We start from the raw sequence: 24720 nt of genomic DNA, 5'->3' as shown, positions 1-24720 counted from the left end.
GCGCTCACGCGGCGGTAGCCGCAAATTGATACAGCCCCGCGCCCCTATGAGGTGGGCTGTACTACCGCCAATAGGGCGCCGACCGTCACCTGTTGTCCTGTGGTGGCGTGCAAAGCCGTCAGCGTTCCCGAGGCCGGCGCTGTGATCTTGTGTTCCATCTTCATCGCCTCCAGCCAGAGCAGGGGCTGACCGGCCTCCACGGCCGTGCCCTCGGTCAGGCCGTCGGCGACGCGGACGACCGTTCCCGGCATGGGGGCCAGGAGGGAACCCGGCGCGTGCTGGGCCGTCGGGTCGGCGAAGCGGGGCAGTGCGGTGAGGCGGGTGGTGTTGACGTGGATCTCGTCGCCGTACCTCGCGACCTCGAAGTTCCTTCGTACGCCGTCCACTTCGAGTACGACCAGGGCGCCATCGGCGTGTACGACGCGCACCCCGTCCGCCTCCAGGCCCGCGCGGGTGTGGCGGTAGTGGACCTCGATCTCCTCGCCGGCCGTCGCGTAGCGCTTGGTCTGCGGCTGGGAGGGGACGTTGCGGAAGCCGCCGAAGCGGGAGCGGGCGTGGGCGTCGGCGAGGGCCGCGGCGAGGGGGGCGTGCGGGTCGGGGGCGGACTCGGTGAGTTCGGTGAGGTGGCGGTCGTAGAAGCCGGTGTCCATGCGGGCGGTCGTGAACTCCTTGTGCCGCAGGGAGCGCACGAGGAGGTCGCGGTTGGTGGGCGGGCCGTGGACGGCGGCGCGGGCCAGGGCGCCGGCGAGGGCGCGGATCGCCTCCGCGCGCGTGGGCGCGTGGGCGACTGCCTTGGCGAGCATCGGGTCGTAGTGGACGCCGATCTCGTCGCCGTCGGTGAAACCGGTGTCCAGGCGAATGCCGTCGGGGACGGCGAGGCGGTGCAGGGTGCCGGTCTGCGGGGCCCAGTCGCGGGCCGGGTCCTCGGCGTACAGGCGGGCCTCGACGGCGTGGCCACGCGCGCGTGGCGGCTCCTCGTCGAGGGCGTGGCCTTCGGCGACGCGGAGCTGGAGGGCAACCAGGTCGACTCCGTACACGGCCTCGGTGACGGGGTGTTCGACCTGGAGGCGGGTGTTCATCTCCAGGAAGTGCGCGCTGTCGCCGGCGACGAGGAACTCGACGGTGCCGGCGCCGACGTAGCCGACGGCCCGCGCTGCGCGTACGGCCATCTCGTACAGGGAGTCGGTGAGTTCGGGCGTCAGGCCCGGTGCCGGGGCTTCCTCGATCACCTTCTGGTGGCGCCGCTGGAGGGAGCAGTCGCGGGTGCCGAGGGCCCAGATGGTGCCGTGGGTGTCGGCGAGGATCTGCACCTCGACGTGCCGGCCGTCCTCCAGGTAGGGCTCGACGAAGACCTCGCCGTCGCCGAAGGCGCTGTGGGCCTCGGCGCGCGCGGCCTGAAGTTCGGCGTCCAGGTCCGCGAGCCGCCGTACGATCCGCATGCCGCGCCCGCCACCGCCCGCGGCCGCCTTCACCAGGACCGGAAGGTCGGCCTCGGTGACCTCGCGCAGCGGCTCGACGCCCATCAGCTCCTTGGCGCGCGTCTTGGACGCCATCGCCTCGATCGCCTCCGGGGCCGGCCCGATCCAGATGAGGCCCGCGTCGAGGACGGCGCGCGCGAAGTCGGCGTTCTCGGAGAGGAAGCCGTAGCCGGGGTGCACGGCATCCGCGCCGGCGGCGAGCGCCGCCTTCACGATCAGGTCGCCGCGCAGATACGTGTCGGAGGGCGCCGCCCCCGGCAGCCGTACCGCCGCGTCGGCCACACGCGTGTGGAGGGCGTTCGCGTCGGCGTCCGAGTGCACGGCGACCGTCCGGATTCCCAACTCACGGCAGGTGCGGAAGACCCGGCAGGCGATCTCGCCCCGGTTGGCCACGAGCACAGAAGTGATCACTGGTGGTTCCTCACATCCGGAAGACGCCGAAGCCACCGCGCGCGCCCTCGTACGACGCGGTGTGGATGGCGGACAGACACATGCCGAGGACCGTGCGGGTGTCGCGCGGGTCTATGACGCCGTCGTCGTACAGCCGACCGGACAGGAACATGGGCAGCGACTCGGACTCGATCTGCTGCTCCACCATCGCCCGCAGCGCCGCGTCGCCCTCTTCGTCGTACGGCTGCCCCTTCGCGGCGGCCGACTGGCGGGCGACGATCGACAGGACGCCGGCGAGCTGCTGCGGGCCCATGACGGCCGACTTGGCGCTGGGCCACGCGAACAGGAAGCGGGGGTCGTAGGCGCGGCCGCACATGCCGTAGTGGCCGGCTCCGTACGACGCGCCCATGAGGACCGAGAGATGGGGCACGCGGCTGTTGCTGACCGCGTTGATCATCATCGCGCCGTGCTTGATGATGCCGCCCTGCTCGTACTGGCTGCCCACCATGTAGCCGGTGGTGTTGTGCAGGAACAGCAGCGGGATGTCGCGCTGGTTGGCGAGCTGGATGAACTGCGCGGCCTTCTGGGACTCCTCGCTGAACAGGACGCCCTGGGCGTTGGCCAGCACGCCGATCGGATAGCCGTGCAGGGCCGCCCAGCCGGTGGTCAGGCTCGTGCCGTACATCGGCTTGAACTCGTCGAAGTCGGAGGCGTCGACGAGCCGGGCGACGACCTCGCGCGGGTCGAAGGGGGTGCGCAGGTCGCCGGGCACGATGCCCAGGAGCTCCTCCGCGTCGTACTTGGGCGGCTCGGCCGGGCCGGGATCGCCGTACGCCTTGCGGTGGTTGAGGCGGGCGACCACACGCCGTGCCTGGCGCAGGGCGTCCGGTTCGTCGACGGCGAAGTAGTCCGCGAGGCCCGACACGCGCGCGTGCATCTCGGCGCCGCCCAGCGACTCGTCGTCGCTCTCCTCGCCGGTCGCCATCTTCACCAGGGGCGGGCCGCCGAGGAACACCTTGGCGCGCTCCTTGACCATGATCACGTGGTCGGACATGCCGGGGACGTACGCGCCGCCCGCAGTCGAGTTGCCGAAGACGACCGCGACCGTGGGGATCCCGGCCGCCGACAGCCGCGTCAGGTCCCGGAAGATGGCGCCGCCGGGGATGAAGATCTCTTTCTGGGACGGCAGGTCGGCGCCGCCTGACTCGACGAGGTTGATGCAGGGCAGCCGGTTGGCGAGCGCGATGTCGTTCGCGCGCAGGGCCTTCTTCAGCGACCAGGGGTTGCTCGCCCCGCCGCGCACGGTCGGGTCGTTGGCGGTGATCAGGCACTCCACGCCCTCGACGGTCCCGATGCCGGTGACGAGGGACGCGCCGACGGTGTAGTCGCTGCCCCAGGCGGCCAGCGGGGACAGCTCCAGGAACGGTGTGTCGGGGTCGAGGAGCAGCTCGATGCGTTCGCGGGCGAGCAGCTTGCCGCGCCCCCGGTGCCGTTCGACGTACTTGGGGCCGCCGCCGGCGAGGGCCTTGGCGTGCTCGGCGTCCAGGTCGGCGAGCTTGGCGAGCATGGTCTCGCGGTTGGCCCGGTAGTCGGGGCCGTTGGTGTCCAGGGTGGAGGGCAGGACGGTCACAGCAGACTCTCCGGGATGTCCAGGTGACGGGAGCGCAGCCATTCGCCGAGGGCCTTGGCCTGCGGGTCGAAGCGGTGCTGGGCGGCGACGCCCTCGCCGAGGATTCCTTCGACGACGAAGTTGACGGCGCGGAGGTTGGGCAGGGAGTGCCGGGTGACCTTCAACCGGCGGCTCTCGGGGATCAGCTCCCGGAACCGGTCGGCCGTGAGCTCGTGCGCGAGCCAGCACCAGGCCTCGTCCGAGCGCACCCAGACGCCGACGTTGGCGTTGCCGCCCTTGTCCCCGCTGCGGGCACCCGCGACGAGGCCGAGCGGCGCTCGCTTGGTCGGCCCGTGCGACAACGGCTGCGGCAGCGGCGGCTCCGGCACCGCGCCGAGTACGACGGTGTCGTGGGCCGGCGGCACATTGATCCGGCGTCCGTCGTGGAGGACGGCCACATGGTCGACGGCGCCATGGGGGACGTACACATCCTCGAAGACCCCATAGGGCGAGCCTTTTCCAGGTGGGGCCAGCACATGGAAGCCGGGGTAGCTGGCGAGCGCCAGCTCGATCGCGGCTCCGCTCAAGGCCCGGCCGACGGCCTCCTGGGACGGGTCACGCACGACGAGCCGCAGCAGTGCGCTCGCCGTCTCCTCGCTCGCGGCGTCCGGCCGGTCGGTGCGTACGAGGTCCCAGCGGACCTCGGCGGGCGGCGACTTGGCGAGCGCGTCGGTCATCTGCGCGCGCACGAGGTCGGCCTTGGCCTCGATGTCGAGGCCGGTGAGCACGAAGGCGACCTCGCCCCGGAACCCGCCGAGGCGGTTGACGCCGACCTTGAGCGTCGGGGGCGGAGCCTCGCCCCGTACGCCCTCGATGCGGACGCGGTCCGGTCCGTCCTGGGTGAGCCGCACGGTGTCGAGGCGGGCGGTGACGTCCGGCCCGGCGTAGCGGGCGCCGGACGTCTCGTACAGCAGTTGTGCCGTGACCGTGCCGACGTCGACGAAGCCGCCGGTGCCGGGGTGCTTGGTGATGACGCAGGTGCCGTCCTCGTGCAGCTCGGCGAGCGGGAAGCCGGGGCGGCGCAGGTCGCCGTCCTTGGGGTGCTCGTGGAAGAAGGCGTAGTTGCCGCCGGTCGCCTGTGCCCCGCACTCCAGCACATGTCCCGCGACCACAGCCCCCGCGAGCCGGTCGTGGTCGCCGGGCCCCCACCCGAAGTGCGCGGTGGCGGGGCCGGTGACGAGGGCAGCGTCGGTCACCCGCCCGGTGACGACGATGTCCGCGCCCTCCCGCAGGCAGGCGGCGATACCGAAGCCGCCGAGGTAGGCGTGCGCGGCGAGGCTGCCGGGGTGGGCGGCGGTGAGGTCGTCGCCCTCTACATGGGCGACCCGCACGGGGACGCCGAGCCGGTCGGCCAGCCGCCGTACCGCGTCCGCCAGTCCGGCCGGATTGAGGCCGCCGGCGTTGGCGACGATCCGCACGCCGCGCTCCTGTGCGCGCCCGAGACACTCCTCGAGCTGACGCAGGAAGGTGCGGGCGTATCCGGCGCCGGGGTCCTTCAGCCGGTCGCGGCCGAGGATCAGCATGGTGAGTTCGGCGAGGTAGTCGCCGGTGAGGACGTCCAGTTCGCCGCCGGTGAGCATCTCTCGCATGGCGTCGAAACGGTCGCCGTAGAAGCCGGAGGCGTTGCCGATCCGCAGCGGGCGGGGTGCGTGCGTCACCCGGCCGCCCCCTTCGGCGCGCGGCCCTCGCCGGGCGGGCCCGCGAAGACCTGGGCGATGTCGAACCAGCGGTCGGCGTCCGGGCCTTCGGCGCACAGGGCGAGGTCGGAGCGGTGGGCGCGCTGGGTGACAAGGAGACAGAAGTCGAGCGCCGGGCCGGTGACCCGCTGCGGGGCGTCCTCGGGACCGTAGGTCCACAACTCACCGGAGGGCGATACGAGTTCGATGCGGAAGTCGTCGAGCGGTGCCGGGAGCCCGTGCACACCGAAGGCGAAGTCACGGGTCCTTACCCCGATCCACACCACATGCCTGAGCCGGTCGGTGGGTGTGCGCACCACACCGAGTGCGTCGGCGATGTCGAGACCGTGGGCCCAGGTCTCCATGAGCCGGGCCGTACCCATGGAGGCGGCGGACATGGGTGGGCCGTACCAGGGGATCTTGGCGCCGGGCGGAGCCTCGCGCAACGCCCTGTCCAGGGCGGCCCTCCCCTCCTGCCACCGGGCCAGCAACTCGGCGGGCGGCAGCGCAGCGCCCTCCTGCGCACCGTTGTCGACGAAGGATCCCGGCGATTTCAGGGCCTTCTCGACCAGTTCGTGGAACGCCGGCACGTCGGTCACCGCGAGCAGCGCCGAGTGGTCCGTCCAGGCGAGGTGCGCGACCTGGTGGGCGACGCTCCAGTTGGGCGCCGGTGTGGGGAGCGCCCACTGCTCGGGGCTCGAACCGACCAGGAGCCGTTCGAGTTCCTCGCTCTCCTCGCGCAGATCGTCGAACACGGGCGTCGGATCGGACACGGTGCGCTCCCTCGGGGCACGGCGGTGTGCGGGGTGGTGCGGTGTGGCGCTGCGTGGTGAGGAGCATGGCAGCGCGAGCGAAAACAAGCAAGCGTGCTTGCATTAATTGAAGCCGAGGGTGCTTGCGCCCCTTGGGAAGTGTTCACGGTGGGAAGGGTGTCGGTGTGGCGTGCCCTCAATACACTCGGCCGTCGCGCCTGTTGCTTCAGCAACGGGTCGATCACACACATCGGTCGCGCACATGTGGATCAGGCACATGTCGATCAGGCACATAGGTCACGTCGGGGGAGACACACGGATGAGCAACTGGAACCCGGGCGGGCAGCCGCCCTACGACCCGAACGGCGGGCAGCCGTATCCGCCGTCGCCCGGCCCGTACCCGCCGCAGCCCGCGCCGCCCGGAGCGGGCTATCCGCCCCAGGTCCCGCACCCCTACACACCGCAGCCCTATCCGCCCCACCCCCAGCCGCCGTACCCGCAACCGGCGCCCGGCCTCTTCATGCGGCTGTGGCAGAGGTTCGGCCCCGTCCACACCGCGCGCAGGGTGTTCAAGCCGTCCCGGCCGGGCATCGTCGAGGACCCCGTGGTCGCCCAGATGCAGAAGGTCCGCACCATCGTGGGCCTGGCCGCCGTGGTGTGGATGTCGATCACCTACAAGATCGCGGACTCCATCGGGGACGTCGTCGACAAGCGTGCCGACCAGTCGTGGATCAGTGTCCTGATGCTGTCCGTGACATTCCCGGTGGCCGTGGGCATCCTGCTCTCCCTGGTGCCGGCCACGGCCCGCCGGGAGTTGCTGCGCCGGGCCGCCAAGCCCTTCGGCGCGATCGTGGCGCTCATCGGCGCGGTGTTCGTGTTCCCGGTGGTCGTGCTCACCGGCTTCGTCGACGGGCGTTTCGCGACCAACGCGGCGATGACGGCCGTGACGGTCATCGTCTGCGTGGTCATCTTCGTATGGGTGCTGCCCTTCATCATCTGGGGCGTCGGCCTGGCCCTCGTCCACGTCTTCCGCACCGCCGACATCCACGAGACGATGCCGCCGCTGCTGGCCATGACACTGGTGTGGGAGCTGGCCCTGGTCGACCTGTTCACGGGCGCCTACGCGGGCGTGCCGACCCCGGTCCGGATCCTGCTGATGCTCGGCGCCCCGGTCTCGGTGACCGCGGTGGGACTGTGGGAACTGAGCCGACTGCGCGCCCGGCACGGCCTGGCCATCCGGGATCTGCTGATGCGCGAGGGGGCGCCGGGGCCCGCGCCGTCGGCGTGATCCGGAAGTCGCCGACTGCCACGGGTTCGGCGGCCGAGACGGGCTCGGCCTACATGGGCTTGGCGTCCATGGGTTCGGCGTCCATGGACTCGACCTCCATGGGCTCAGCCTCCATGGGCTCAGCCTCCATGGGTCGGCCTACATGGACTCGACCTCCATGGGCTCGGCCTACATGGGCTTGGCTTCCACCGCCGCGGTCTCCACGGGCTTGACCTTCCCCCGTCCCACCTGGGTCCGCACCGCTCCCATGCTCGCCGCGATGACCAGGGCGATGGCCAGGGCCTGTACGGCGGAGAGTGCCTGGTCGAGGATGAGGAAGCCGGCGGTGGCGGCGACGGCCGGTTCCAGGCTCATCAGGATGGCGAAGGTCGCCGCGGGCAGGCGGCGCAGGGCGAGGAGTTCGAGGGTGTACGGCAGGACCGAGGACAGAATCGCCACGGCCGCGCCCAGCCCGATGGTCACCGGGTCGGTGAGCTTCGTACCCGATTCGGCGATGCCGAGGGGCAGGAACAGTACGGCCCCCACCGCCATCGCGAGGGCGAGCCCGTCGGCCTGGGGGAAGCGTCGGCCCGTGCGGGCGCTGAAGATTATGTAGGCCGCCCACATGGCGCCGGCAGCCAGGGCGAAAGCGACACCTACGGGATCGAGGCTGCCGAAGCCTCCGCCGCCGAGGAGGAAGACGCCGGCGAGGGCGAGTCCGGCCCAGACGAAGTTGACGGCGCGGCGCGAGCTCAGGACGGAGAGGGCGAGCGGGCCGAGGACCTCCAGGGTGACCGCGGGACCCAGGGGGATGCGGGCGACCGACTGGTAGAAGAGGCCGTTCATCGCGGCCATGGTGATGCCGAAGACGACCACCGTGCCCCAGTCGGTCCGGGAGTGACCGCGCAGCCGGGGGCGGCAGACCACCAGCAGGACGATCGCCGCCACCAGCAGCCGCAGCGCCACCACACCGAGCGCACCGGCCCTCGGCATCAGGCTGACCGCGAGTGCGCCGCCGAACTGCACCGAGATCCCGCCGGCCAGTACCAAGCCCACGGGACCGAGCGAACCCCAGCGACGCGGGGCACCGGCCGATGAATCCGGGACGGCCCGAACACCGGTCGATGACTCCGGGACGGCCCGGGCGCGGGTCGGTGAGGGTGTGGCGGCGTCAGGGGTGCTCACGGGCGTTCCAGGGGCTCGACTCGGGTTCGTTCATCGCAGTGCACTTCCGAGTCCAGGTTAGTAGACCTCGTCAGGTGTGTGAACCCGTTATGCCACTGTCCCAGAGTGTGGACCCGAGGGCCTGAACCGGCGTCGGCGCCGGCCGGCCAGTCGGCCGGCCGGTGACTACCGCCGCGCCATATACAGATCCAGCGCCTTGTGCAGCATCCGGTTGAGCGGGAAGTCCCACTCCCCCAGGTACTCGACCGCCTCACCGCCGGCGCCCACCTTGAACCGCAGCAGGCCCAGCAGGTGGTTGGACTCCTCCAGCGTGTCGGTGATGCCGCGGAAGTCGTAGACGGCGGCGCCCAGTTCATGGGCGTCGGTCATCATCCGCCACTGCATGGCGTTGTTGGGCTGGACCTCGCGCTTGCGGCTGGTGGAGGCGCCGTAGGAGTACCAGACGTGCTCGCCGACGGTCAGCATCGTGGCGGCGGCGAGGGTGTCGCCGTCGTGGTGGGCGAGGTAGAGCCGCATCCGGTCGGGGTGCTCGGCGGTGAGGGCGGTGAACATGCGCTGGAAGTAGGGCAGCGGGCGCGGGATGAAACGGTCGCGCTCGGCGGTCTCGACGTAGAGGTCGTAGAACACGGGCAGGTCCTCGTAGCCGCCCTGCACGACCTTCACGCCCGCCTTCTCGGCCTTCTTGATGTTGCGCCGCCACTGCTGGTTGAGGCCGCGGTGGATGTCGTCCGGCGTGCGACCGGCGAACGGCACCTGGCAGACGTAGCGCGGCTGCCCGGCCGCGAAGCCCTCCTCGCCGCCCGGCTCGGCCTGCCGCCAGCCGGACCGCCGCAGCCGGTCGGCGACGTCCTGGGCGCCCGGTTCGTACGACGTCGGCTCCGCGTCCCGCAGCCGCCTGGCGGCCGGGTCGGCGATGGCCGCCTTCACCGCGTCGGGGCTCCAGCGCCGCGCGACGACGGGCGGACCCATCTTCACGGAGAAGGCGCCCTTGCCCTTGAGATACGCGAGCATCGGCTCCAGCCACCGCTCCACGAGGTCGGGCGCGTGCCAGTCGATCAGCGGTCCCTCGGGCAGATACGCCAGGTACCGCTTCAGCTTCGGCAGCGGCCGGTAGAGCACGAGCCCCGCCCCCACCAGGCGCCCGTCCCCGTCGAACCAGCCCACGCTCTCCGCCGTCCAGTCCGGTTTCACATCGCCCCAGGACGGGAGCTGCATATGGCTGGCGGACGGGCGGGTCGTGACGAAGGCCAGATGCTCGTCGCGGGTGATGGGCCGGAGGAGGAGAGGCATGGACGGGCTCCTGTCGGTGACCGGGCGGGGGCGGCCGGGTGCCGATGGCCGCACCCTCGGAGGTCGAACAAGCTGGTGATCATCCAGCCTAAGCGGGCCCTCGCCCGGTCTCACCTCGTGCGCCCCGCTCCCTCACGATCGGCCTACGCGCCCGGAGGGCCGGGACGGCCGGCATCGAAAACTGCGCGACCAGCCCTCGCAAGCCCGGCCAATGAACCGACAGCCCTGCAACCCTCAGGGCCACCGACCAATGAACCGACGGCCCTGCCCCCCAGGGGCGCGGGGAACTGCGCGACCAGCCCCCACGCACCCGCACCCAGCCACGCACCCGCACCCGCCCGCACCCAGGCACCCCCCTCCCCCGTCACCCCAACCGCACCGGCTACCCCGACCCGTCGCCCAGCCCCTCCGTCAGCCCTTCCCCAGCCCCTCCGCCAACACCTCCGCCAAATGCCGCCCCCGCACCCCCGCCAACTGCTCCATCTGGGTCCGGCAGGAGAACCCGTCCGCCAGCACCACGGTTTCCTCACCCGCGCCCCGGACCGCCGGCAGCACCTGCTCCTCCGCGCAGGCCACCGACACCTCGAAGTGCCCCTTCTCGAAGCCGAAGTTGCCCGCGAGGCCGCAGCAGCCGCCGCTCAGCTCCCCCGACAGCCCCGCGGCCTCGCGCAGTCGCCGGTCGGGCGCGTCGCCCAGGACCGCGTGCTGGTGGCAGTGGGTCTGCCCGACCGCCGGCCGTTCGACGCGGGGCGGCGTCCAGTCGGGCGCGAGCCGCTCCAGCGCCTCCGCGAAGGTCAGGACCCGGTCGGCCAAGCGGCGGGCCCGCGGATCGTCGTGCAGCAGTTCCGGCAGGTCCGAGCGCAGCGCCGCGGCACAGCTCGGCTCCAGGACGACGACCGGGGCGGCCGTCTCCAGCACCGGCTCCATCAGGTCGAGCGTGCGCCGCAGCACCGCGCGGGCACGGTCGAGCTGCCCCGTGGAGACGTACGTCAGGCCGCAGCACACGCGCTCCCGGCCGCGCAGGAGGGACGCCGGATCCATCGCCACCGTCAGTCCCGCGCCGCCCCCCGCCGGCGTCCTCCACCGCACCGTCGGCGGCAGCGCGACCCGCAGCCCGGCCGCCTCCAGCACGCGTACGGCCGCCTGTCCCACGGACGGCGACAGGTGCTCGGTGAAGGTGTCCGGCCACAGGACGACGAGGTCACCGCCCGCGCGGGCCGGGTCCTTGTCCCGCCGCTCCCACCACCGGCTGAACGTCCGTGCCGCCAGCCGCGGGATGTCCCGCTCCGGCGCGATCCCGCCGAGCCGTTTCGCCGCCCACGCCAGGGGCCGTACGCCGGCGAGGAGGTTGACCAGCGAGGCGGTACGCGTGCGTGCCACAAGGCGCAGCCACTGCGGGAGCCGGCCCATGCTGTGGTGCGCGGCCGGGCGCCTGCGGCCCTCGTAGTGGTGGTGCAGGAACTCCGCCTTGTACGTGGCCATGTCGACCTCGACCGGGCAGTCGGACCGGCAGCCCTTGCAGGCCAGGCACAGGTCCAGCGCGTCGCGCACCTCCGTGGAGCGCCATCCGTCGGTCACCAGTTCCCCGGCGAGCATCTCGTGCAGCAGCCGGGCACGCCCGCGCGTGGAGTGCTCCTCCTCGCCGGTCGCCCGGAACGACGGGCACATGACCGCCGAGCCCGCCACCGATGTCGTACGGCACTTCGCGACCCCGACGCAGCGCCGGACGGCCGCCGAGAAGTCGCCGCCGTCGGCCGGGTAGCCGAAGGCGACGTCCACCGGCTTCCGGGGCAGGACGGCGAAGCGGAGGTTGGAGTCGAGAGGGGCCGGGCGCACCAGCATCCCCGGGTTGAGCAGGTCGTCGGGGTCCCACACGCCCTTGGCCCGCTCGAAGAGGCGGACCATGTCCTGCCCGTACATCTTCGGCAGCAGCTCGGCACGCGCCTGCCCGTCCCCGTGCTCCCCGGACAGCGAGCCCCCGTGCGCCACGACGACCTCGGCGAGTTCCTCCGAGAAGCGCCGGAAGCGGGCGATGCCCGGCTCGGTCAGCAGATCGAAGTCGATACGGACATGGATGCAGCCGTCCCCGAAGTGCCCGTACGGCGTCCCGCGCAGCCCGTGCGCGGTCAGCAGCGCCCGGAAGTCCCTCAGGTACGCCCCGAGCCGCCGCGGCGGCACCGCGCAGTCCTCCCAGCCGGGCCAGGCCTCGCTTCCGTCCGGCATCCGGGTCGCCGTACCGCTGGCGTCCTCCCGGATGCGCCACAGCGCCCGCTGCCGCCCCGGGTCGGTGACGACCATCGACCCGACCACATCGGCGGCCCGCACGATCGCCTCCGCACGCGCGCGTGCCTCGCCCTCCGACTCCCCGCCCGTCTCCACGAACAGCCAGGCGCCGCCCCTGGGCAGTACGTGCGCCGAAGGCACCAGGTCGGCCGCCATGCCCTCCACGGTGAGCGGCCTGTACGGCAGCAGCCCGGCAGCCGCCTCGGCCGCCGCGCTCTCGTCGCCGTACCCCAGCACGGCGAGCGCACGCGCGCGTGGCGCCTCGACGAGCCGTACGACCGCCTCGGTGAGGATGCCGAGGGTGCCCTCGCTGCCGCAGAAGGAACGGGCGACGTCGGCGCCCTTCTCGGGCAGCAGCGCGTCGAGCGCGTAGCCGGAGATACGGCGGGGCAGCTCGGGGAAGCCGGTGCGCAGTTGGGCAAGCTCCCCGTCCACCACCTCCCGCAGCCCCTGCGGCGCGCCGGCCCACTCCCGCCCCAGTCGCAGCCGCTCCCCGCGCCCGCTGATGACGTCCAGTTCCCGCACGCTGTCGGCGGTGGTCCCCCACGCCACCGAGTGCGAGCCGCAGGAGTTGTTGCCGATCATGCCGCCGAGGGTGCAGCGGCTGTGGGTGGAGGGATCGGGTCCGAAGCGCAGGCCGTGCGGGGCGGCGGCCTCCTGGAGCCGGTCGAGGACGAGGCCGGGCTGGACGACGGCGGTGCGGGTGTCCGGGTCCAGGGACACGAGCCGGTTCATGTGCCGGGTGAAGTCCACGACGATGCCGGTGCCGGTGGCCTGCCCGGCGATCGACGTACCGCCGCCCCGCGCCACCACCGGCACCATGTGGTCCCGACACACCTCCAGCACGGCGGCGACGTCGTCGGCGTCATGTGGTGCGACCACACCCAGGGGGACCCGTCGATAGTTGGACGCGTCCATCGTCGTCAACGCCCGAGAGGTGACATCGAACCCGACCTCACCCCGGACGGCCTTGCGCAGCTCTGCCTCAAGTTCCGACATGCGTCCACTCAATCAGCCCGTCCGGCGATTGAGGGCGAGGCCCGTTCAGGGCCGAAGCAGGGGTCCGGGGGCGCCGGCCGGCGGGAAGACGGCCACGACAGACTCGTCTCACCCGACGGACGAGGTTTCACCCAGGTTTCCCGAAACGGCTAACCTCACCCCGTGGCTGAGATCCAGATTCCCGCTGACATCAAGCCCGCCGACGGACGTTTCGGCGCGGGCCCCTCCAAGGTGCGGACGGAAGCGCTGGACGCGCTGGCCGCCACCGGAACCTCCCTGCTCGGCACCTCCCACCGCCAGGCCCCGGTCAAGAACCTGGTCGGCCAGGTGCGCGAGGGCATCAGCGAGCTGTTCCAGCTCCCCGACGGCTACGAGGTGATCCTCGGCAACGGCGGCTCCACCGCGTTCTGGGACATCGCGACGCACGGCCTGATCGAGAACAGGTCGCAGCACCTCACCTTCGGTGAGTTCAGCTCCAAGTTCGCCAAGGCCGCCAAGCTCGCCCCGTGGCTCGCCGAGCCGGACGTCATCACCAGCGAGCCGGGCACGCACCCGGAGCCGGTCGCCGAGGCGGGCGTCGACGTCTACGCCTTCACCCACAACGAGACCTCGACCGGTGTGGCCATGCCCATCAAGCGCGTGGCCGGCGCCGACGAGGGCGCGCTGGTCCTGGTCGACGCCACCTCGGGTGCCGGCGGCCTCCCGGTCGACGTCTCCGAGACCGACGTCTACTACTTCGCCCCGCAAAAGTCCTTCGCCTCCGACGGCGGCCTGTGGATCGGCGTCTTCTCCCCCGCCGCGATCGAGCGTGCCGAGCGCATCCACGCGTCCGGCCGCCACGTCCCGGAGTTCTTCTCGCTGCCCACGGCGATCGACAACTCCCGCAAGAACCAGACGTACAACACCCCGGCCCTGTCCACCCTGTTCCTGCTGAACCAGCAGTTGGAGTGGATCAACGGCCAGGGCGGCCTGGACTGGGCGGTGCGCCGCACGGCCACCTCCGCCCGGACGCTGTACGGCTGGGCCGAGGACATCAAGTACGCCAACCCGTTCGTCACCGACCCGGCCAAGCGCTCGGCCGTCATCGGCACGATCGACTTCACGGCCGAGGTCGACGCCGCCGCCGTCGCCAAGGTCCTGCGCGCCAACGGCATCGTCGACACCGAGCCCTACCGCAAGCTGGGCCGCAACCAGCTCCGCGTCGCGATGTTCCCGGCGATCGACCCGGCGGACATCGAGGCACTGACGAAGTGCGTGGACTACGTGATCGAGAAGCTGTAACCGCCTCTCCCAAGAAGCTGCAACGGCTTCTCCCGAGAAGCTGTAACCGCTTCTCCCGCAACGCGCGAAGGGCGCCCGGCGAACCACCGCCGGGCGCCCTTCGTTCATGCGGCCTCGCAGGTCACCGCGGGCGCGCCGCCGCCCCCGGGAGTACCCCCGAACCCGAAGCTCACCGAACCGCCCGCCGGGACGGCCCCGTTGTGCGCCGCGTTGGACGCGGTGATCGTGCCGGTGGCGGTCCGGGTGTAAGTGGCGTTCCACATGGACGTGATCTGCCGGGAGGCGGGCCACGTCCAGGTGACCTTCCAGGAGTTGACGGGTGTGGTGCCCGGGTTGGTCACCTTCACCTCGGCGTTGAAGCCGCCGCCCCAGTCGCTGGTGACGGTGTAGACGGCACTGCATGCCGTACCGCCGCCGGGGTCGGGGTCCGGGTCGCCGCCTCCGCCCGCCGGGAAGCCGGGCGCCTTGACGCTTCTCAGGTAGCCGTCCTTCACGGTGTCCACGGTCGACCAGTCGTCCTTGAGGATGCCGCCCGTGTCACCGGAGTTGGGGTTCCAGGACCAGAAGGTCCAGTGGAAGGAGTCGGCGCCGTACGCCGACGTCGGCCGCAGGTAGTCCACCAGCGCCGCCAGCCACTTCTGGTCCACCGTCGACTGGAGGGTCGTACCGAACTCGCCGACCCACACGGGGGCGATGTTCTGCTTGAAGATGTAGCCCCAGTACTTGTCCCAGATGCCCGGCATGTTGTCGGGGAACGCCGGGTCGCTGAACCAGCTCTGCTGGGCCACGCTCGTGGCGTAGTCGTGGGCGGAGTACACGAGCCGGCCCGGCACGTCCAGTTGCACCGGGTACCGCGCGACGCCCATCAGGTTGCCGCCCCACCAGCCGGAGACGCCGTCGAAGGTCTGGACGCCCTCGACGAAGATCAGCAGGTCGGGGTTGACGGACAGGACCGCGTTGCCCGCCCGCTGGGCCGCCAGGCGCCAGTCGCGTGTGGTGTCGCCGCAGCCCCAGCAGGCCGGATCGTGCGGCTCGTTGTGCAGGTCGATGCCGATGACGGTGTCCTGGCCCCTGTAACGCGTCGCGAGCGCCTTCAGGTTGGCGATCCAGGTCGACTCGGGGACCGCGGCGGTGTACCAGAGCGCCGACTGACCGCCCGCGTCCGGACGGTGCCGGTCGAGTACGACCTTCAGGCCGCCCCGACCTGCGTACGCCACGATCCTGTCCAGCACGCCGAGGGAGTTGAGCCCCTGGAGGTCGGCGTTCTTGCCGCCGGAGAAGTCGATGCTGTTCGGGACCGTGGAGCTCTTGAAGATGTCGTCGCTGTAGGGGATGCGGATCGTGTTGTAGCCCAGCGACCTCATCTGGTCGATCATGCTCTTGTAGTCGCGCGACCAGAGGCCGTGCACGACGTTGTTGCCGGTCTCGAAGCCGAACCAGTTGATCCCGGCGATCCGGACCGGCTGCCCGGCGGCGTCCAGGATCTGCCGGCCGCTGGTGTGCCAGTGGCCGGCGCCGGGCTCCGCCGCGTGGGCCGGCTGCGCGCCGGCTCCGGCCAGCGGTAACAGGAGCGCCGCCGCCACCGCGCACAGGACTCTTCGCAAGCTGCCGAACATGTCGCTGCTTCCTCTCGGGAGGCGCGGGTCCGGAACGGGTGGGAGCGCTCCCACCCCCGCACCTCCCATGGAAGACAGGTCTCATGGACACGTCAAGAGCATCCGCGTCACTTGATACGGCGGCCCTCACCGGCTCAGCTTCTGGAACCTCCGCACCGCCAGCGGCAGGAAGATCGCCGTGAGGATCACCGGCCACACCCCGGCCATCAGCAGCGCGTGCTGCTCGACCCAGGAGTCCCCGCCCCCGACCGGCGTCCCGAACAGTTCGCGGGCGGCCGCGGCGGTGGACGAGATGGGGTTCCAGGCCGCCACCCAGCCGAGCCAGTCGGGCATGAGCTGCGGTGCGACGAAGATGCTGGAGATCATCGTCAGCGGGAAGGCCACCGCGAACAGGCCGCCCGCCGCCTCCGGGTTCGGCACCAGCAGGCCCAGCCACACTCCGATCCAGATCAGCGCGAACCGCAGCCACAGCAGCAGCCCGAACGCGCCGAGGAAGCCGAACCCGCCGTCCGGGCGCCAGCCCATCGCGAAGGCGGTCAGCATCATGATGGCCAACTCCGCGCAGGCGATGATCAGATCGGTCACCCCGCGTCCGGCGACCACCGCGGACGAGGACATGGGCATCGAGCGGAAGCGGTCGATGACACCCTTCGTCGAGTCGTAGACGACGACCGTCGCGGTGTTGATGAAACCGAAGGCCATGGTCATCACGAACATGCCCGGCATCAGGAAGTCCTTGTAGTCCCCGCCGCCGGGCACCTGCATCGCACTGCCGAAGACATAGCCGTAGAGGAGGACGGAAAGGATCGGGAAGCCGAGCTGCCAGGCGATGTTGACGGGCTGGCGCTGATAGTGCGTGAGGCCGCGGCGGACGATGTTCCACACATCGGCGAGGGCCCAGTACACGCGGCCGCGGGTGGCCGGGACGGTCAGGTCGACGGCGGTCATACGACGGCCTCCTTCTCGGTCTTCTCGGTGTACTCGGTCGGGCCGGCCTTCCCGGCCTTCCCGGACTCCTCCGCCCCCTCGGCCTTCTCGGCGCGGTGCCCGGTCAGCCGCAGGAACACGTCGTCGAGGCTCGGCCTGCGCAGCCCGATGTCCTCGACCTGGACGCCCTCGTCCTGGAGTGTGCGCGCGACCTCCGTCAGGGCGGAGACCCGGTCGATGACGGGCGCGTGCACCCGCAACTCGCCGTCCTCCGTCTCGGGTTCGCCGTCCGAGACCCGGGCGATCACCTTCGCCACCCGCGGGATGTCGGAGCGCTCCGCGACCACGACCTCGATACGGTCGCCGCCGACGAGGTTCTTCAGCCCGTCCGGGGTGTCGTCGGCGATGGCCCGCCCCTGGTCGATGACGGTGATGCGGGAGGCCAGCTTGTCGGCCTCCTCCAGATACTGGGTGGTCAGCAGTACGGTCGTGCCGCTCGCCACCAACGCCCGTACGGAATCCCAGACCTCGCCCCGGCTTCGGGGGTCGAGCCCGGTCGTCGGCTCGTCCAGGAAGAGCACGGCGGGCGCGAGGATCATCGACGCGGCAAGGTCGAGGCGGCGCCGCATGCCGCCGCTGTAGCCGCCGACACCCTTGTCGGCGGCGTCGGCCAGGTCGAACTGCTCCAGCAGCTCGGTGGCGCGCAACTTGGCCCGCTTGCCGCCCAGGTGGAAGAGCCGGCCGAACATCTCCAGGTTCTGCCGGCCGGTGAGCACCTCGTCCACGGCCGCGTACTGCCCGGTGAGCCCGATACGCGCCCGTACCTCGCGCGGCCGTTGAGCCACGTCGAGTCCGGCCACGCTCGCCCGGCCGCCGTCCAGCCTGACCAGCGTGGACAGGATGCGCACGGCGGTGGTCTTGCCGGCGCCGTTCGGGCCGAGCAGGCCGTGCACCGTGCCCTCACGGACGGCCAGGTCGAAGCCGTCGAGGGCGCGTTTGTCGCCGTAGCGCTTCTCCAGCCCCTCGGCCCGTACCGCGTATCCGTCGTCGTGCTCGTCGCCCATGGGTCCCCCTTTCGGTAACTGAGTACACCGTACCCGATTGCGCGTACACCGTACCCAGTTTTTTCTGGAGGACTTAAGCTGAAGCGCATGACAAGCGGCAAGGGCGGCACCAGCGGTACGGAGACCAGCGGCAGCGGCGACATCGTCCGCACGTTGGAGCTGCTGTGGGACACGGGCCGGCGCCCGAGCCGCGGGCCCAAGCCGGCGCTCACGCTGGACCAGATCGTGGAGGCGGCCGTCGGGGTCGCGGACGCCGAGGGGCTGGAGTCGGTGTCCATGCGCCGGGTCGCCGCCGAACTGGGCACCGGCACGATGTCGCTGTACCGCTATCTCCCCGGCAAGGCCGAGCTGCTCGACCTGATGCTGGACCGCGTCCAGCGGCCCTCCGAGAACCCGGCGGACCTCGGCGACGGCACCTGGCGCTCGGCCCTGGAGGCCATGGGCCGCGCGACGCTCGCCCTGTACCAGCGCCACCCCTGGCTGCTCCAGGTCAACCAGTCCCGCCCGATCCTCGGCCCGAGCGCCCTCGACGGCATGGAGAAGGTGCTCACCCGCATCAAACCGATGGGCCTGTCCGACCCCGAGCTGGTCTCGGCGATCATCATGATCGACGGGTACGTCGTCGGGGCCGCGCGCACCCAGCTCTACCAGTTGGAGGCGGAGCGCCGGACGGGGCTGACGGACGTGGAGTTCTGGCAGGCCCAGACCCCGATGCTGGAGAAGGTGCTGGCGTCCGGCCGCTACCCCCTCATGGCGTCCCTCGACGAGAACACCTGGGGACCCGACTTCGACCACTTCGAGTTCGGGCTGCAACGGATCCTGGACGGGCTGGAGGTCTTCGTCACGCGCCGCGCGGACGAGACGTAGAGGTAGACGTACCCGACCTGCCGGCGGTCCCTACGACGTCGGCTCCACGAGCATGGCGATCCAGCTCAGGAGACCCACGGGGACGGCGACCAGGACGGCGTACCCCACCCTGTCGGCCGCCTTCTGGCGCGGTGAGGGCTCCCGGCGGTGGTTCTCGCGGCGGGCGGCCCGTCCCCGCGGCTTGATCGCCTGGTACGCGAGGATCGCCAGGACGGTCACGCAGATCGCGACCTGCCACAGCTCACCCACGACGCCCCAGAACCCGACCCGCTGGACCGTCTGAGAGGCGACCCCGTGCCGCGCGTCGAACTCGGTGCCGTCCGGGTAGTCGCGCCCGGTGTCCGTCAGGGTCACCGCGTCTGCGGTGCCGCCGTCCGGGGTGAAGTCCCCGTCGCAGTCGTAGCTGGACTTCCTTCCGGAGAGGTCGGTGTCGTAGCAGCTCTCCACCCTGTACGTGCCGGGGGTGCCGTACAGCCCGGCGGACAGGGCGAGGTCGGAGCTCGCGGTGACCCACCACAAGCCGGTGACGAGGGCCAGGGCGACACCGCACACCCACCCCAGGACGCGCTTCATCCGCCCACCAGGATCTTCGGTTCCTTCTCCAACAGCCCGCAGACACCCGCCGGGTCCGGCGACGCTGTCAGGGCCCGCCTGCCCGCACCTCGGCCGCGTCCAGGGCCCACGCCCGTCACCTGCGCCGCAACAGCCGTCGCAGGCCGAGCAGTACGGCGCAGGCGACGACCAAGGCGATGGCGCCGACCTTGAGGTTGCTGTCGGGGCCGTCGGTGGCGTCGTCCGAGGAGGCCGAACTCCCGCTGCCCGTGGCGGAGTCGGAGGATCCGGCGGCGCCGGGGGCGTCCTCGGCGACGACGGTGCTGCCGGCGCCCTCCATGCCGAGCATGAGCTTGGAGCCGTCCGGCGAGTAGCTGGCGGACTCGCCCTGGCCCAGCGGCACGCTGATGCGCTCCAGCCGCTTGAGCTTGCCGCCGTTCCAGTCGTACGCGATGCCGCCGAGGTATCCGCGTACGGCGAGCGTGCGGCCGTCCGGGGAGAAGGCGGCGTCGGTGGCCCACATGTCGACGGGGACGGTGGGCTTGAAGACGTTGGTGCCGGAGGGGGAGAGTTCGGCCGGCCCCTCGTACAGGTGCCCGCCGTCCTCGTGCTTGTCGATGATGTAGACCCGGCCGGTCTTGGGGTGCACGACCATCGACTCGGCGTCGCGGGTGCCGTCGGTGTACTTCACGACGTACTGGGTGGCCCGGATCGTCTGGTCCTTGAGCGTCTTGGGCTCGGGCAGCCGGTAGATCCAGACGTACGGCCACTGCACACCGTCGTTGTCGCCGATGTCGCCGACGTAGAGCTGGTTGGCCGGGCCCATGGAGATCGCCTCCACGTCGCGCGGGGTGCCGACGCCCGTCATGGTGATCCTCGCGACCGTCTCGCCGGTGCTGCTGTCGACGGCGTAGAGGTAGGCGCCGGTGTCCTGGTCGTTGTGCGTCCAGTAGATGCCCGGGTGCTGACGCGAGGCGGCGAGACCGCTGGACTCCGTGATGCGGGGGTCCTTGATCGTGAAGTCCTCGTCACCGGCGGCGGCCGAGGCGGGCAGGGTGAACGCACCCGTGAGCAGGACCCCGGTGAGAATGGCGAGCGGTCGGCGCATGCCCCAAGCCTGCCATCCGCTCCTACCGTTCGGGCGGCGTGGCAGGCTTCACACCCCGCCCGCCCCTACCTATCGGTAGCGATCGTCCATCATGAGCGGATGCTCAGGTTCATGCCCGTCGGCGACTCCATGACCATCGGCAGCGCAGGCGAACACACGTGGCGCTACCGCATGTGGCAGCACCTGCGCGACACCTACGGCGGCCCCTTCGCCCTCGTCGGGCCGCGCGAGACGCTGTACGACAAGGCAGCGGACGCGCCCGCGTCGTACGAGTACGCCGACTGCGACCCGGCCTTCCCCCGTGCGCATCTGGCCGGCTGGGGCGAGGGCTGGCTGCACATGGCGCCGCTGATCGGCGAGGCGGTGCGCTCGTGCCGGGCCGATGTGCTGCTGGTCTCGCTGGGCCTGATCGACCTGGGCTTCTACACGAACGCGGAGCAGACGGCGCAGAACGCGCGGGACTTCGTGGCCGCGGCCCGGGCGGCGAACCCGCGGGTGCGGATGGTGGTCCTGCCGGTGATCCCGAACGTGCGCGCCGAGTCGGACGCGCCGTTCGCCGCCGAAGTCGCCCGCTTCAACGAACTGCTGGCGAAGGCGGTCGCGGACCTGGACGAGCCCCGCTCGCCGCTGCTCCTGGCGTCCCCGCCGGCGTCGTACGACATCCATCTCGACACCTACGACGGCACCCACCCCAACGCGAGCGGCGAGCACAAGATCGCGCAGGGTTTCGCGGAGGCGATGTACCAGGCATGGGGACTGGGCGAGCCGTACAAGGACGGCGTCTGACGGCCGACGGCGCAGGCATGTGAGCTACCTCTCCGTGCCGCGGTCACTGTGCGTACCGTTGAACCGCGCGGCTGCACTGGTGCGGAGCAGCCGGGGAGGAGCGCCACGATGACCATCCTGGAAGACAGGATCGAGATGGCCGACACCGACGCCAACACCAAGAGCTTGGACGAATGGTTCGAGCGCTTTGAGCGGATGCCCGTCCCCGAAGGATTCAGGGTCGAGATCGTCGGGGGCAACGTACATATGACGCCGCAGCGGGACACCCGCTGGGAGATCATCCGCCGGATTGTACGGGCGATCGAGGACCGGTTCGGGATGGACATCACGGTCTTCTCGGACGTCCGTATCGACTTCCCGGGCCACCAGAACGGCTTCTGCCCGGACGTGGTCAAGCTACGCGACACCGCGGAGAAGGACGAGAGGGGCCGCTGGCAGTACGAGGACGCCGAATTCGTGGCCGAAGTCATCTCCATGGGCACGGCCGCAAACGACTACGGCCCGAAGAAGACCGCCTATGCGATCGCCGAGGTACCTGTCTATGTCATTGCCGATCCCTACCAGGGCCGCTGTTACATCCACACCGACCCCAAGGACGGCGACTACGCCACACGGACGAGGGTCGACTTCGGCACCGACCTCGACCTGACCGGCACAGTCGTCGACCTCGTCCTCAAGACCGACGACTTCCCCCGCGACTGACGCCCTCTCAGAACCCCACGTCGGCCGGTCGGTATGCCGGAGGCCGCCGTACCCGGCTCACCCGCTCGTACGCGTACGCCAGCCGCAGCAGGGTCGGCTCGCTCCAAGCCGTTCCCATGAAGGTGAGGCCCACCGGGAGGCCGAAGGCGTAGCCGGCGGGGACGCTGATCGCGGGGTAGCCGGCGAGGGCGGCGGGGGTGGAGGCTCCGCCGGTGTAGGTGTCGCCGCGGATGAGGTCGATCTTGGCCGGAGGTCCGGACGTCGGCATCACCAGGGCGTCCAGGCGGTGCCGGCGCAGCACCGCGTCGATGCCCTCGGCGCGGGACAGCCGGTGGTTGATCGCCAGCGCCTGCCCGTACTCGCGTTCGCTGAAGTCCAGTTGATGCACTGCCTCCAGTCCGTCCTGACGTACGTAGCGCAACTCGCGGTCCGCGTGTGCCCGGTTGAACTCGATGAGCTCCGCGAGGCCGCGCGGGTGGTCGCCGGGGGCGGCGGCCAGGTAGGCGTTGAGCGCCCGCTTGATCTCGTAGGCCTGGACGACCATCGAGCCGGGCAGGTCCTCCAGTTGCTCGGCCGTCGGGATGTCGGCCGGGTCGACGACGGTCGCGCCGGCTTCGCGCAGCACGGCGATCGCCCGCTCAGCGATCTCGTCGGCGTGGGCGTCGTAGCCGAAGTACACGGTGCGCGGCACGCCGATGCGGGCGCCGCGCAGCCCGTCGGCGTCCAGGAAGCGGGTGTAGTCACGGTGGTAACGGCCCCGGCTCGCCTCGGTCGCCGGGTCGCGCGGGTCGACGCCGACCAGCGTGCCGAGCAGGATCGCGGCGTCCCGGACCGTCCGCGCCATCGGGCCCACGCTGTCCTGGCTCGGCACACCGGGGATCACCCCGCCGCGCCCGACCAGTCCGACGGTGGGCTTGACCCCGACGACACAGTTCGCGGAGGCGGGGTCGATGATCGAGCCGTTGGTCTCGGTGCCGATGCCGGCGACACACAGGTTGGCCGCGACGGCGGCGCCCGTGCCGGAGCTGGACTCGTTCGGCGACCGGTCCAGCTTGTAGGGGTTGCGGGTCTGCCCGCCGCGGGCGCTCCATCCGGCGTGGTGGGTGAGCGACATCCCGCCCGCCCACTCGCTCAGGTTGGTCTTGCCGAGGATGACGGCACCGGCGGCCCGCAACCGCGCGGCGACCGTGGCGTCCCGCGCCGGCCGCAGCCCCTCCAGGGCGAGCGACCCGGCGGTCGTGTGCATCCGGTCCCCCGTCTCCACCAGGTCCTTCAGCAGAACGGGCATCCCGTGCAACGGCCCTCGCGGCCCACGCGCACCGTCCAACTGCCGGGCCTCGCGCAGGGCGTCGGGGTTGACCTCGATCACCGCGTGCAGCAGCGGGTCGATGCGCTCGATCCGCTCCAGGTAGTGACGGGTGAGCCGTACGGCGTCGAGCCGCCCGTCGGCCATCCGCGCCTGCAGCTCCGCGATGCCGAGCTCGTCGAGTTCCGTGGCGGTGGCGGTGTGCGCCCGGGCCGGAGCCGCCCCCAGCCAGGGCGTGGCCGCCGCCGCGGTGCCGAGCGCGAGCAGGTTCCGGCGTGTGGTGTGCCTGCGATCCTTGGACATCCCCATGGACTTCGACGCTACCGACGAAGCCGCCTCAACTCACCCCGGCCGTCCCCCCGTTCGGAACGGGAGAGATCCCCCCGAAGCGCCGGGGGGACAACACCCGGACGGCACGTCCCGGCCTCGATCCCTTGCCTAGAGCGCACTCCACTTGGCTAGCGTGCACTGCATGAAGTACACGCAGCTCGGACGCACGGGACTCAAGGTCGGTCGGCTCGTCCTCGGCACCATGAACTTCGGTCCGCAGACGGACGAGGCGGACAGCCACGCGATCATGGACGCGGCGCTGGACGCCGGCATCAACTTCTTCGACACGGCGAACGTGTACGGCTGGGGCGAGAACAAGGGCCGTACCGAGACGATCATCGGCAACTGGTTCGCGAAGGGCGGCGAGCGGCGCGACAAGGTCGTCCTCGCCACCAAGGTGTACGGCAACATGGCCCCGGACGGCACCGCCGCGTGGCCCAACCACGACAAGCTGTCGGCGGTGAGCATCCGGCGTGCCGTGGACGCCTCGCTCAAGCGGCTGCAGACCGACCACATCGACGTCTACCAGTTCCACCACATCGACCGGGCCACCGGCTTCGAGGAGATCTGGCAGGCGATCGACGTCCTCGTGCAGCAGGGCAAGATCCTGTATGCGGGCTCCAGCAACTTCCCCGGCTACAAGATCGCCCAGGCCAACGAGACCGCCGCCCGGCGCGGCGGCACCATCGGCCTGGTCAGCGAGCAGTGCCTCTACAACCTCTTCGAGCGCCGCGCCGAGATGGAGGTCATCCCGGCCGCGCAGGAGTACGGCCTCGGCGTGATCCCGTGGTCGCCGCTGCACGGCGGACTGCTCGGCGGCATGATCAAGAAGGAGGTCGAGGGCGGACGCCGCGGCTCCGGGCGGGCCGCCGACTCCCTGACCGACCCGGCCGTGCGCGCGAAGATCCAGGCGTACGAGGACCTGCTCGACAAGCACGGTGTAGAGCCCGGCGAGGCCGCGCTGGCCTGGCTGCTGACCCGTCCGGGCGTGACGGGCCCGATCGTCGGCCCGCGCACCGCGGGGCAGCTCGAGTCCGCGCTGCGGGCGGTCGAGCTGGAGCTGAGCGACGAGCTGCTGGCGGGGCTGGACGAGATCTTCCCCGGCCCTGGGCCGTCTCCGGAGGCGTTCGCCTGGTAGGAGAGCGTGTGGGCGCGGCGGGGGCGCTCGGTCACTTGCCGAGGGCCGCCGCCA

The 24720-nt window shown here is 71.4% G+C and carries 19 protein-coding genes; 6 read left to right on the top strand and 13 right to left on the bottom strand.

The genetic code is table 11. The annotated features are described in order from the left end of the window. Positions 1 to 44: 44 nt before the first annotated feature. The 4 genes from ACZ69Q_RS27910 to ACZ69Q_RS27895 are packed head-to-tail and all read right to left on the bottom strand — an operon-like array spanning position 45 to position 5986. Positions 45 to 1889: an acetyl/propionyl/methylcrotonyl-CoA carboxylase subunit alpha gene (locus ACZ69Q_RS27910; RefSeq protein WP_471046725.1), complete on the bottom strand. Its 1845-nt coding sequence runs from the start codon at positions 1887 to 1889 to the stop codon at positions 45 to 47. A 10-nt stretch (positions 1890 to 1899) separates the two neighbouring features. Next, positions 1900 to 3498 (bottom strand): acyl-CoA carboxylase subunit beta, encoded by a 1599-nt coding sequence (locus ACZ69Q_RS27905; protein WP_471046724.1) that lies wholly within the window; start codon positions 3496 to 3498, stop codon positions 1900 to 1902. Then, a complete protein-coding gene (locus ACZ69Q_RS27900; RefSeq protein WP_471046722.1) occupies positions 3495 to 5195 on the bottom strand; it encodes an acyclic terpene utilization AtuA family protein in 1701 nt (566 codons plus the stop codon). The genes ACZ69Q_RS27905 and ACZ69Q_RS27900 overlap by 4 nt, the downstream gene beginning before the upstream one ends. Further along, positions 5192 to 5986 (bottom strand): TIGR03084 family metal-binding protein, encoded by a 795-nt coding sequence (locus ACZ69Q_RS27895; RefSeq protein ID WP_471046721.1) that lies wholly within the window; start codon positions 5984 to 5986, stop codon positions 5192 to 5194. The genes ACZ69Q_RS27900 and ACZ69Q_RS27895 overlap by 4 nt, the downstream gene beginning before the upstream one ends. Before the next feature lie 298 nt (positions 5987 to 6284). Here ACZ69Q_RS27895 and ACZ69Q_RS27890 point away from each other — a divergent pair, with 298 nt between their 5' ends. Beyond that, the gene (locus ACZ69Q_RS27890) at positions 6285 to 7253 is read left to right on the top strand and encodes a hypothetical protein (protein ID WP_471046720.1); all 969 of its coding nucleotides are present in this window, start codon (positions 6285 to 6287) and stop codon (positions 7251 to 7253) included. Between the two features lie 168 nt (positions 7254 to 7421). On the opposite strand, the gene ACZ69Q_RS27885 is transcribed toward ACZ69Q_RS27890, so the two are convergent. The 3 genes from ACZ69Q_RS27885 to ACZ69Q_RS27875 form a co-directional block, all read right to left on the bottom strand. Next, positions 7422 to 8417, bottom strand: coding sequence for an EamA family transporter (locus ACZ69Q_RS27885; RefSeq protein WP_471046718.1), 996 nt, complete (start codon positions 8415 to 8417; stop codon positions 7422 to 7424). Between the two features lie 165 nt (positions 8418 to 8582). Further along, entirely contained in the window at positions 8583 to 9707 is a 1125-nt protein-coding gene (locus tag ACZ69Q_RS27880) for a lipid II:glycine glycyltransferase FemX (protein WP_471046716.1), read from the bottom strand. A 411-nt stretch (positions 9708 to 10118) separates the two neighbouring features. Then, positions 10119 to 12989 carry an FAD-binding and (Fe-S)-binding domain-containing protein gene (locus tag ACZ69Q_RS27875; RefSeq protein WP_471046714.1) on the bottom strand — a complete coding sequence of 957 codons (2871 nt, stop codon included), beginning with the start codon at positions 12987 to 12989 and terminating at the stop codon, positions 10119 to 10121. A gap of 162 nt (positions 12990 to 13151) precedes the next feature. On the opposite strand from ACZ69Q_RS27875, the gene serC reads away from it, so the two are divergent. Next, complete coding sequence (gene serC / locus ACZ69Q_RS27870) at positions 13152 to 14270, top strand: phosphoserine transaminase (RefSeq protein ID WP_471046712.1); 1119 nt, start codon at positions 13152 to 13154, stop codon at positions 14268 to 14270. 104 nt (positions 14271 to 14374) lie between these two features. Here serC and ACZ69Q_RS27865 read toward each other — a convergent pair whose 3' ends face one another. The 3 genes from ACZ69Q_RS27865 to ACZ69Q_RS27855 all read right to left on the bottom strand — a co-directional run bounded on the left by ACZ69Q_RS27865 (position 14375) and on the right by ACZ69Q_RS27855 (position 17877). Further along, positions 14375 to 15886 carry a cellulase family glycosylhydrolase gene (locus ACZ69Q_RS27865; protein WP_471046710.1) on the bottom strand — a complete coding sequence of 504 codons (1512 nt, stop codon included), beginning with the start codon at positions 15884 to 15886 and terminating at the stop codon, positions 14375 to 14377. A 126-nt stretch (positions 15887 to 16012) separates the two neighbouring features. Further along, on the bottom strand, positions 16013 to 16834 hold the full coding sequence (locus tag ACZ69Q_RS27860; RefSeq protein ID WP_471046708.1) for an ABC transporter permease: 822 nt from the start codon (positions 16832 to 16834) through the stop codon (positions 16013 to 16015). Next, the gene (locus ACZ69Q_RS27855; RefSeq protein ID WP_471046706.1) at positions 16831 to 17877 is read right to left on the bottom strand and encodes an ATP-binding cassette domain-containing protein; all 1047 of its coding nucleotides are present in this window, start codon (positions 17875 to 17877) and stop codon (positions 16831 to 16833) included. The genes ACZ69Q_RS27860 and ACZ69Q_RS27855 overlap by 4 nt, the downstream gene beginning before the upstream one ends. 87 nt (positions 17878 to 17964) lie before the next feature. Here ACZ69Q_RS27855 and ACZ69Q_RS27850 point away from each other — a divergent pair, with 87 nt between their 5' ends. Further along, positions 17965 to 18744, top strand: coding sequence for a TetR/AcrR family transcriptional regulator (locus ACZ69Q_RS27850; protein WP_471046704.1), 780 nt, complete (start codon positions 17965 to 17967; stop codon positions 18742 to 18744). 30 nt (positions 18745 to 18774) lie between these two features. On the opposite strand, the gene ACZ69Q_RS27845 is transcribed toward ACZ69Q_RS27850, so the two are convergent. Then, positions 18775 to 19317 (bottom strand): hypothetical protein, encoded by a 543-nt coding sequence (locus ACZ69Q_RS27845; protein WP_471046703.1) that lies wholly within the window; start codon positions 19315 to 19317, stop codon positions 18775 to 18777. A 115-nt stretch (positions 19318 to 19432) separates the two neighbouring features. After that, positions 19433 to 20404: a WD40 repeat domain-containing protein gene (locus tag ACZ69Q_RS27840; protein WP_471046701.1), complete on the bottom strand. Its 972-nt coding sequence runs from the start codon at positions 20402 to 20404 to the stop codon at positions 19433 to 19435. 99 nt (positions 20405 to 20503) lie between these two features. Here ACZ69Q_RS27840 and ACZ69Q_RS27835 point away from each other — a divergent pair, with 99 nt between their 5' ends. Together ACZ69Q_RS27835 and ACZ69Q_RS27830 are read left to right on the top strand one after the other, a co-directional pair. Continuing rightward, a complete protein-coding gene (locus ACZ69Q_RS27835; protein ID WP_471046699.1) occupies positions 20504 to 21190 on the top strand; it encodes an SGNH/GDSL hydrolase family protein in 687 nt (228 codons plus the stop codon). Positions 21191 to 21298: 108 nt separating this feature from the next. After that, entirely contained in the window at positions 21299 to 21892 is a 594-nt protein-coding gene (locus tag ACZ69Q_RS27830; protein ID WP_471046697.1) for a Uma2 family endonuclease, read from the top strand. A 7-nt stretch (positions 21893 to 21899) separates the two neighbouring features. Here the strand turns inward: ACZ69Q_RS27830 and ACZ69Q_RS27825 are convergent, their stop codons facing one another. Next, positions 21900 to 23507 carry an amidase gene (locus ACZ69Q_RS27825; protein WP_471046696.1) on the bottom strand — a complete coding sequence of 536 codons (1608 nt, stop codon included), beginning with the start codon at positions 23505 to 23507 and terminating at the stop codon, positions 21900 to 21902. 163 nt (positions 23508 to 23670) lie between these two features. Here ACZ69Q_RS27825 and ACZ69Q_RS27820 point away from each other — a divergent pair, with 163 nt between their 5' ends. Continuing rightward, positions 23671 to 24666, top strand: coding sequence for an aldo/keto reductase (locus tag ACZ69Q_RS27820; protein WP_471046695.1), 996 nt, complete (start codon positions 23671 to 23673; stop codon positions 24664 to 24666). Positions 24667 to 24720: the final 54 nt, after the last annotated feature.

Source organism: Streptomyces sp. NPDC036764 (assembly GCF_055609385.1).
This window is presented reverse-complemented; position numbering and strand designations above follow the sequence as displayed.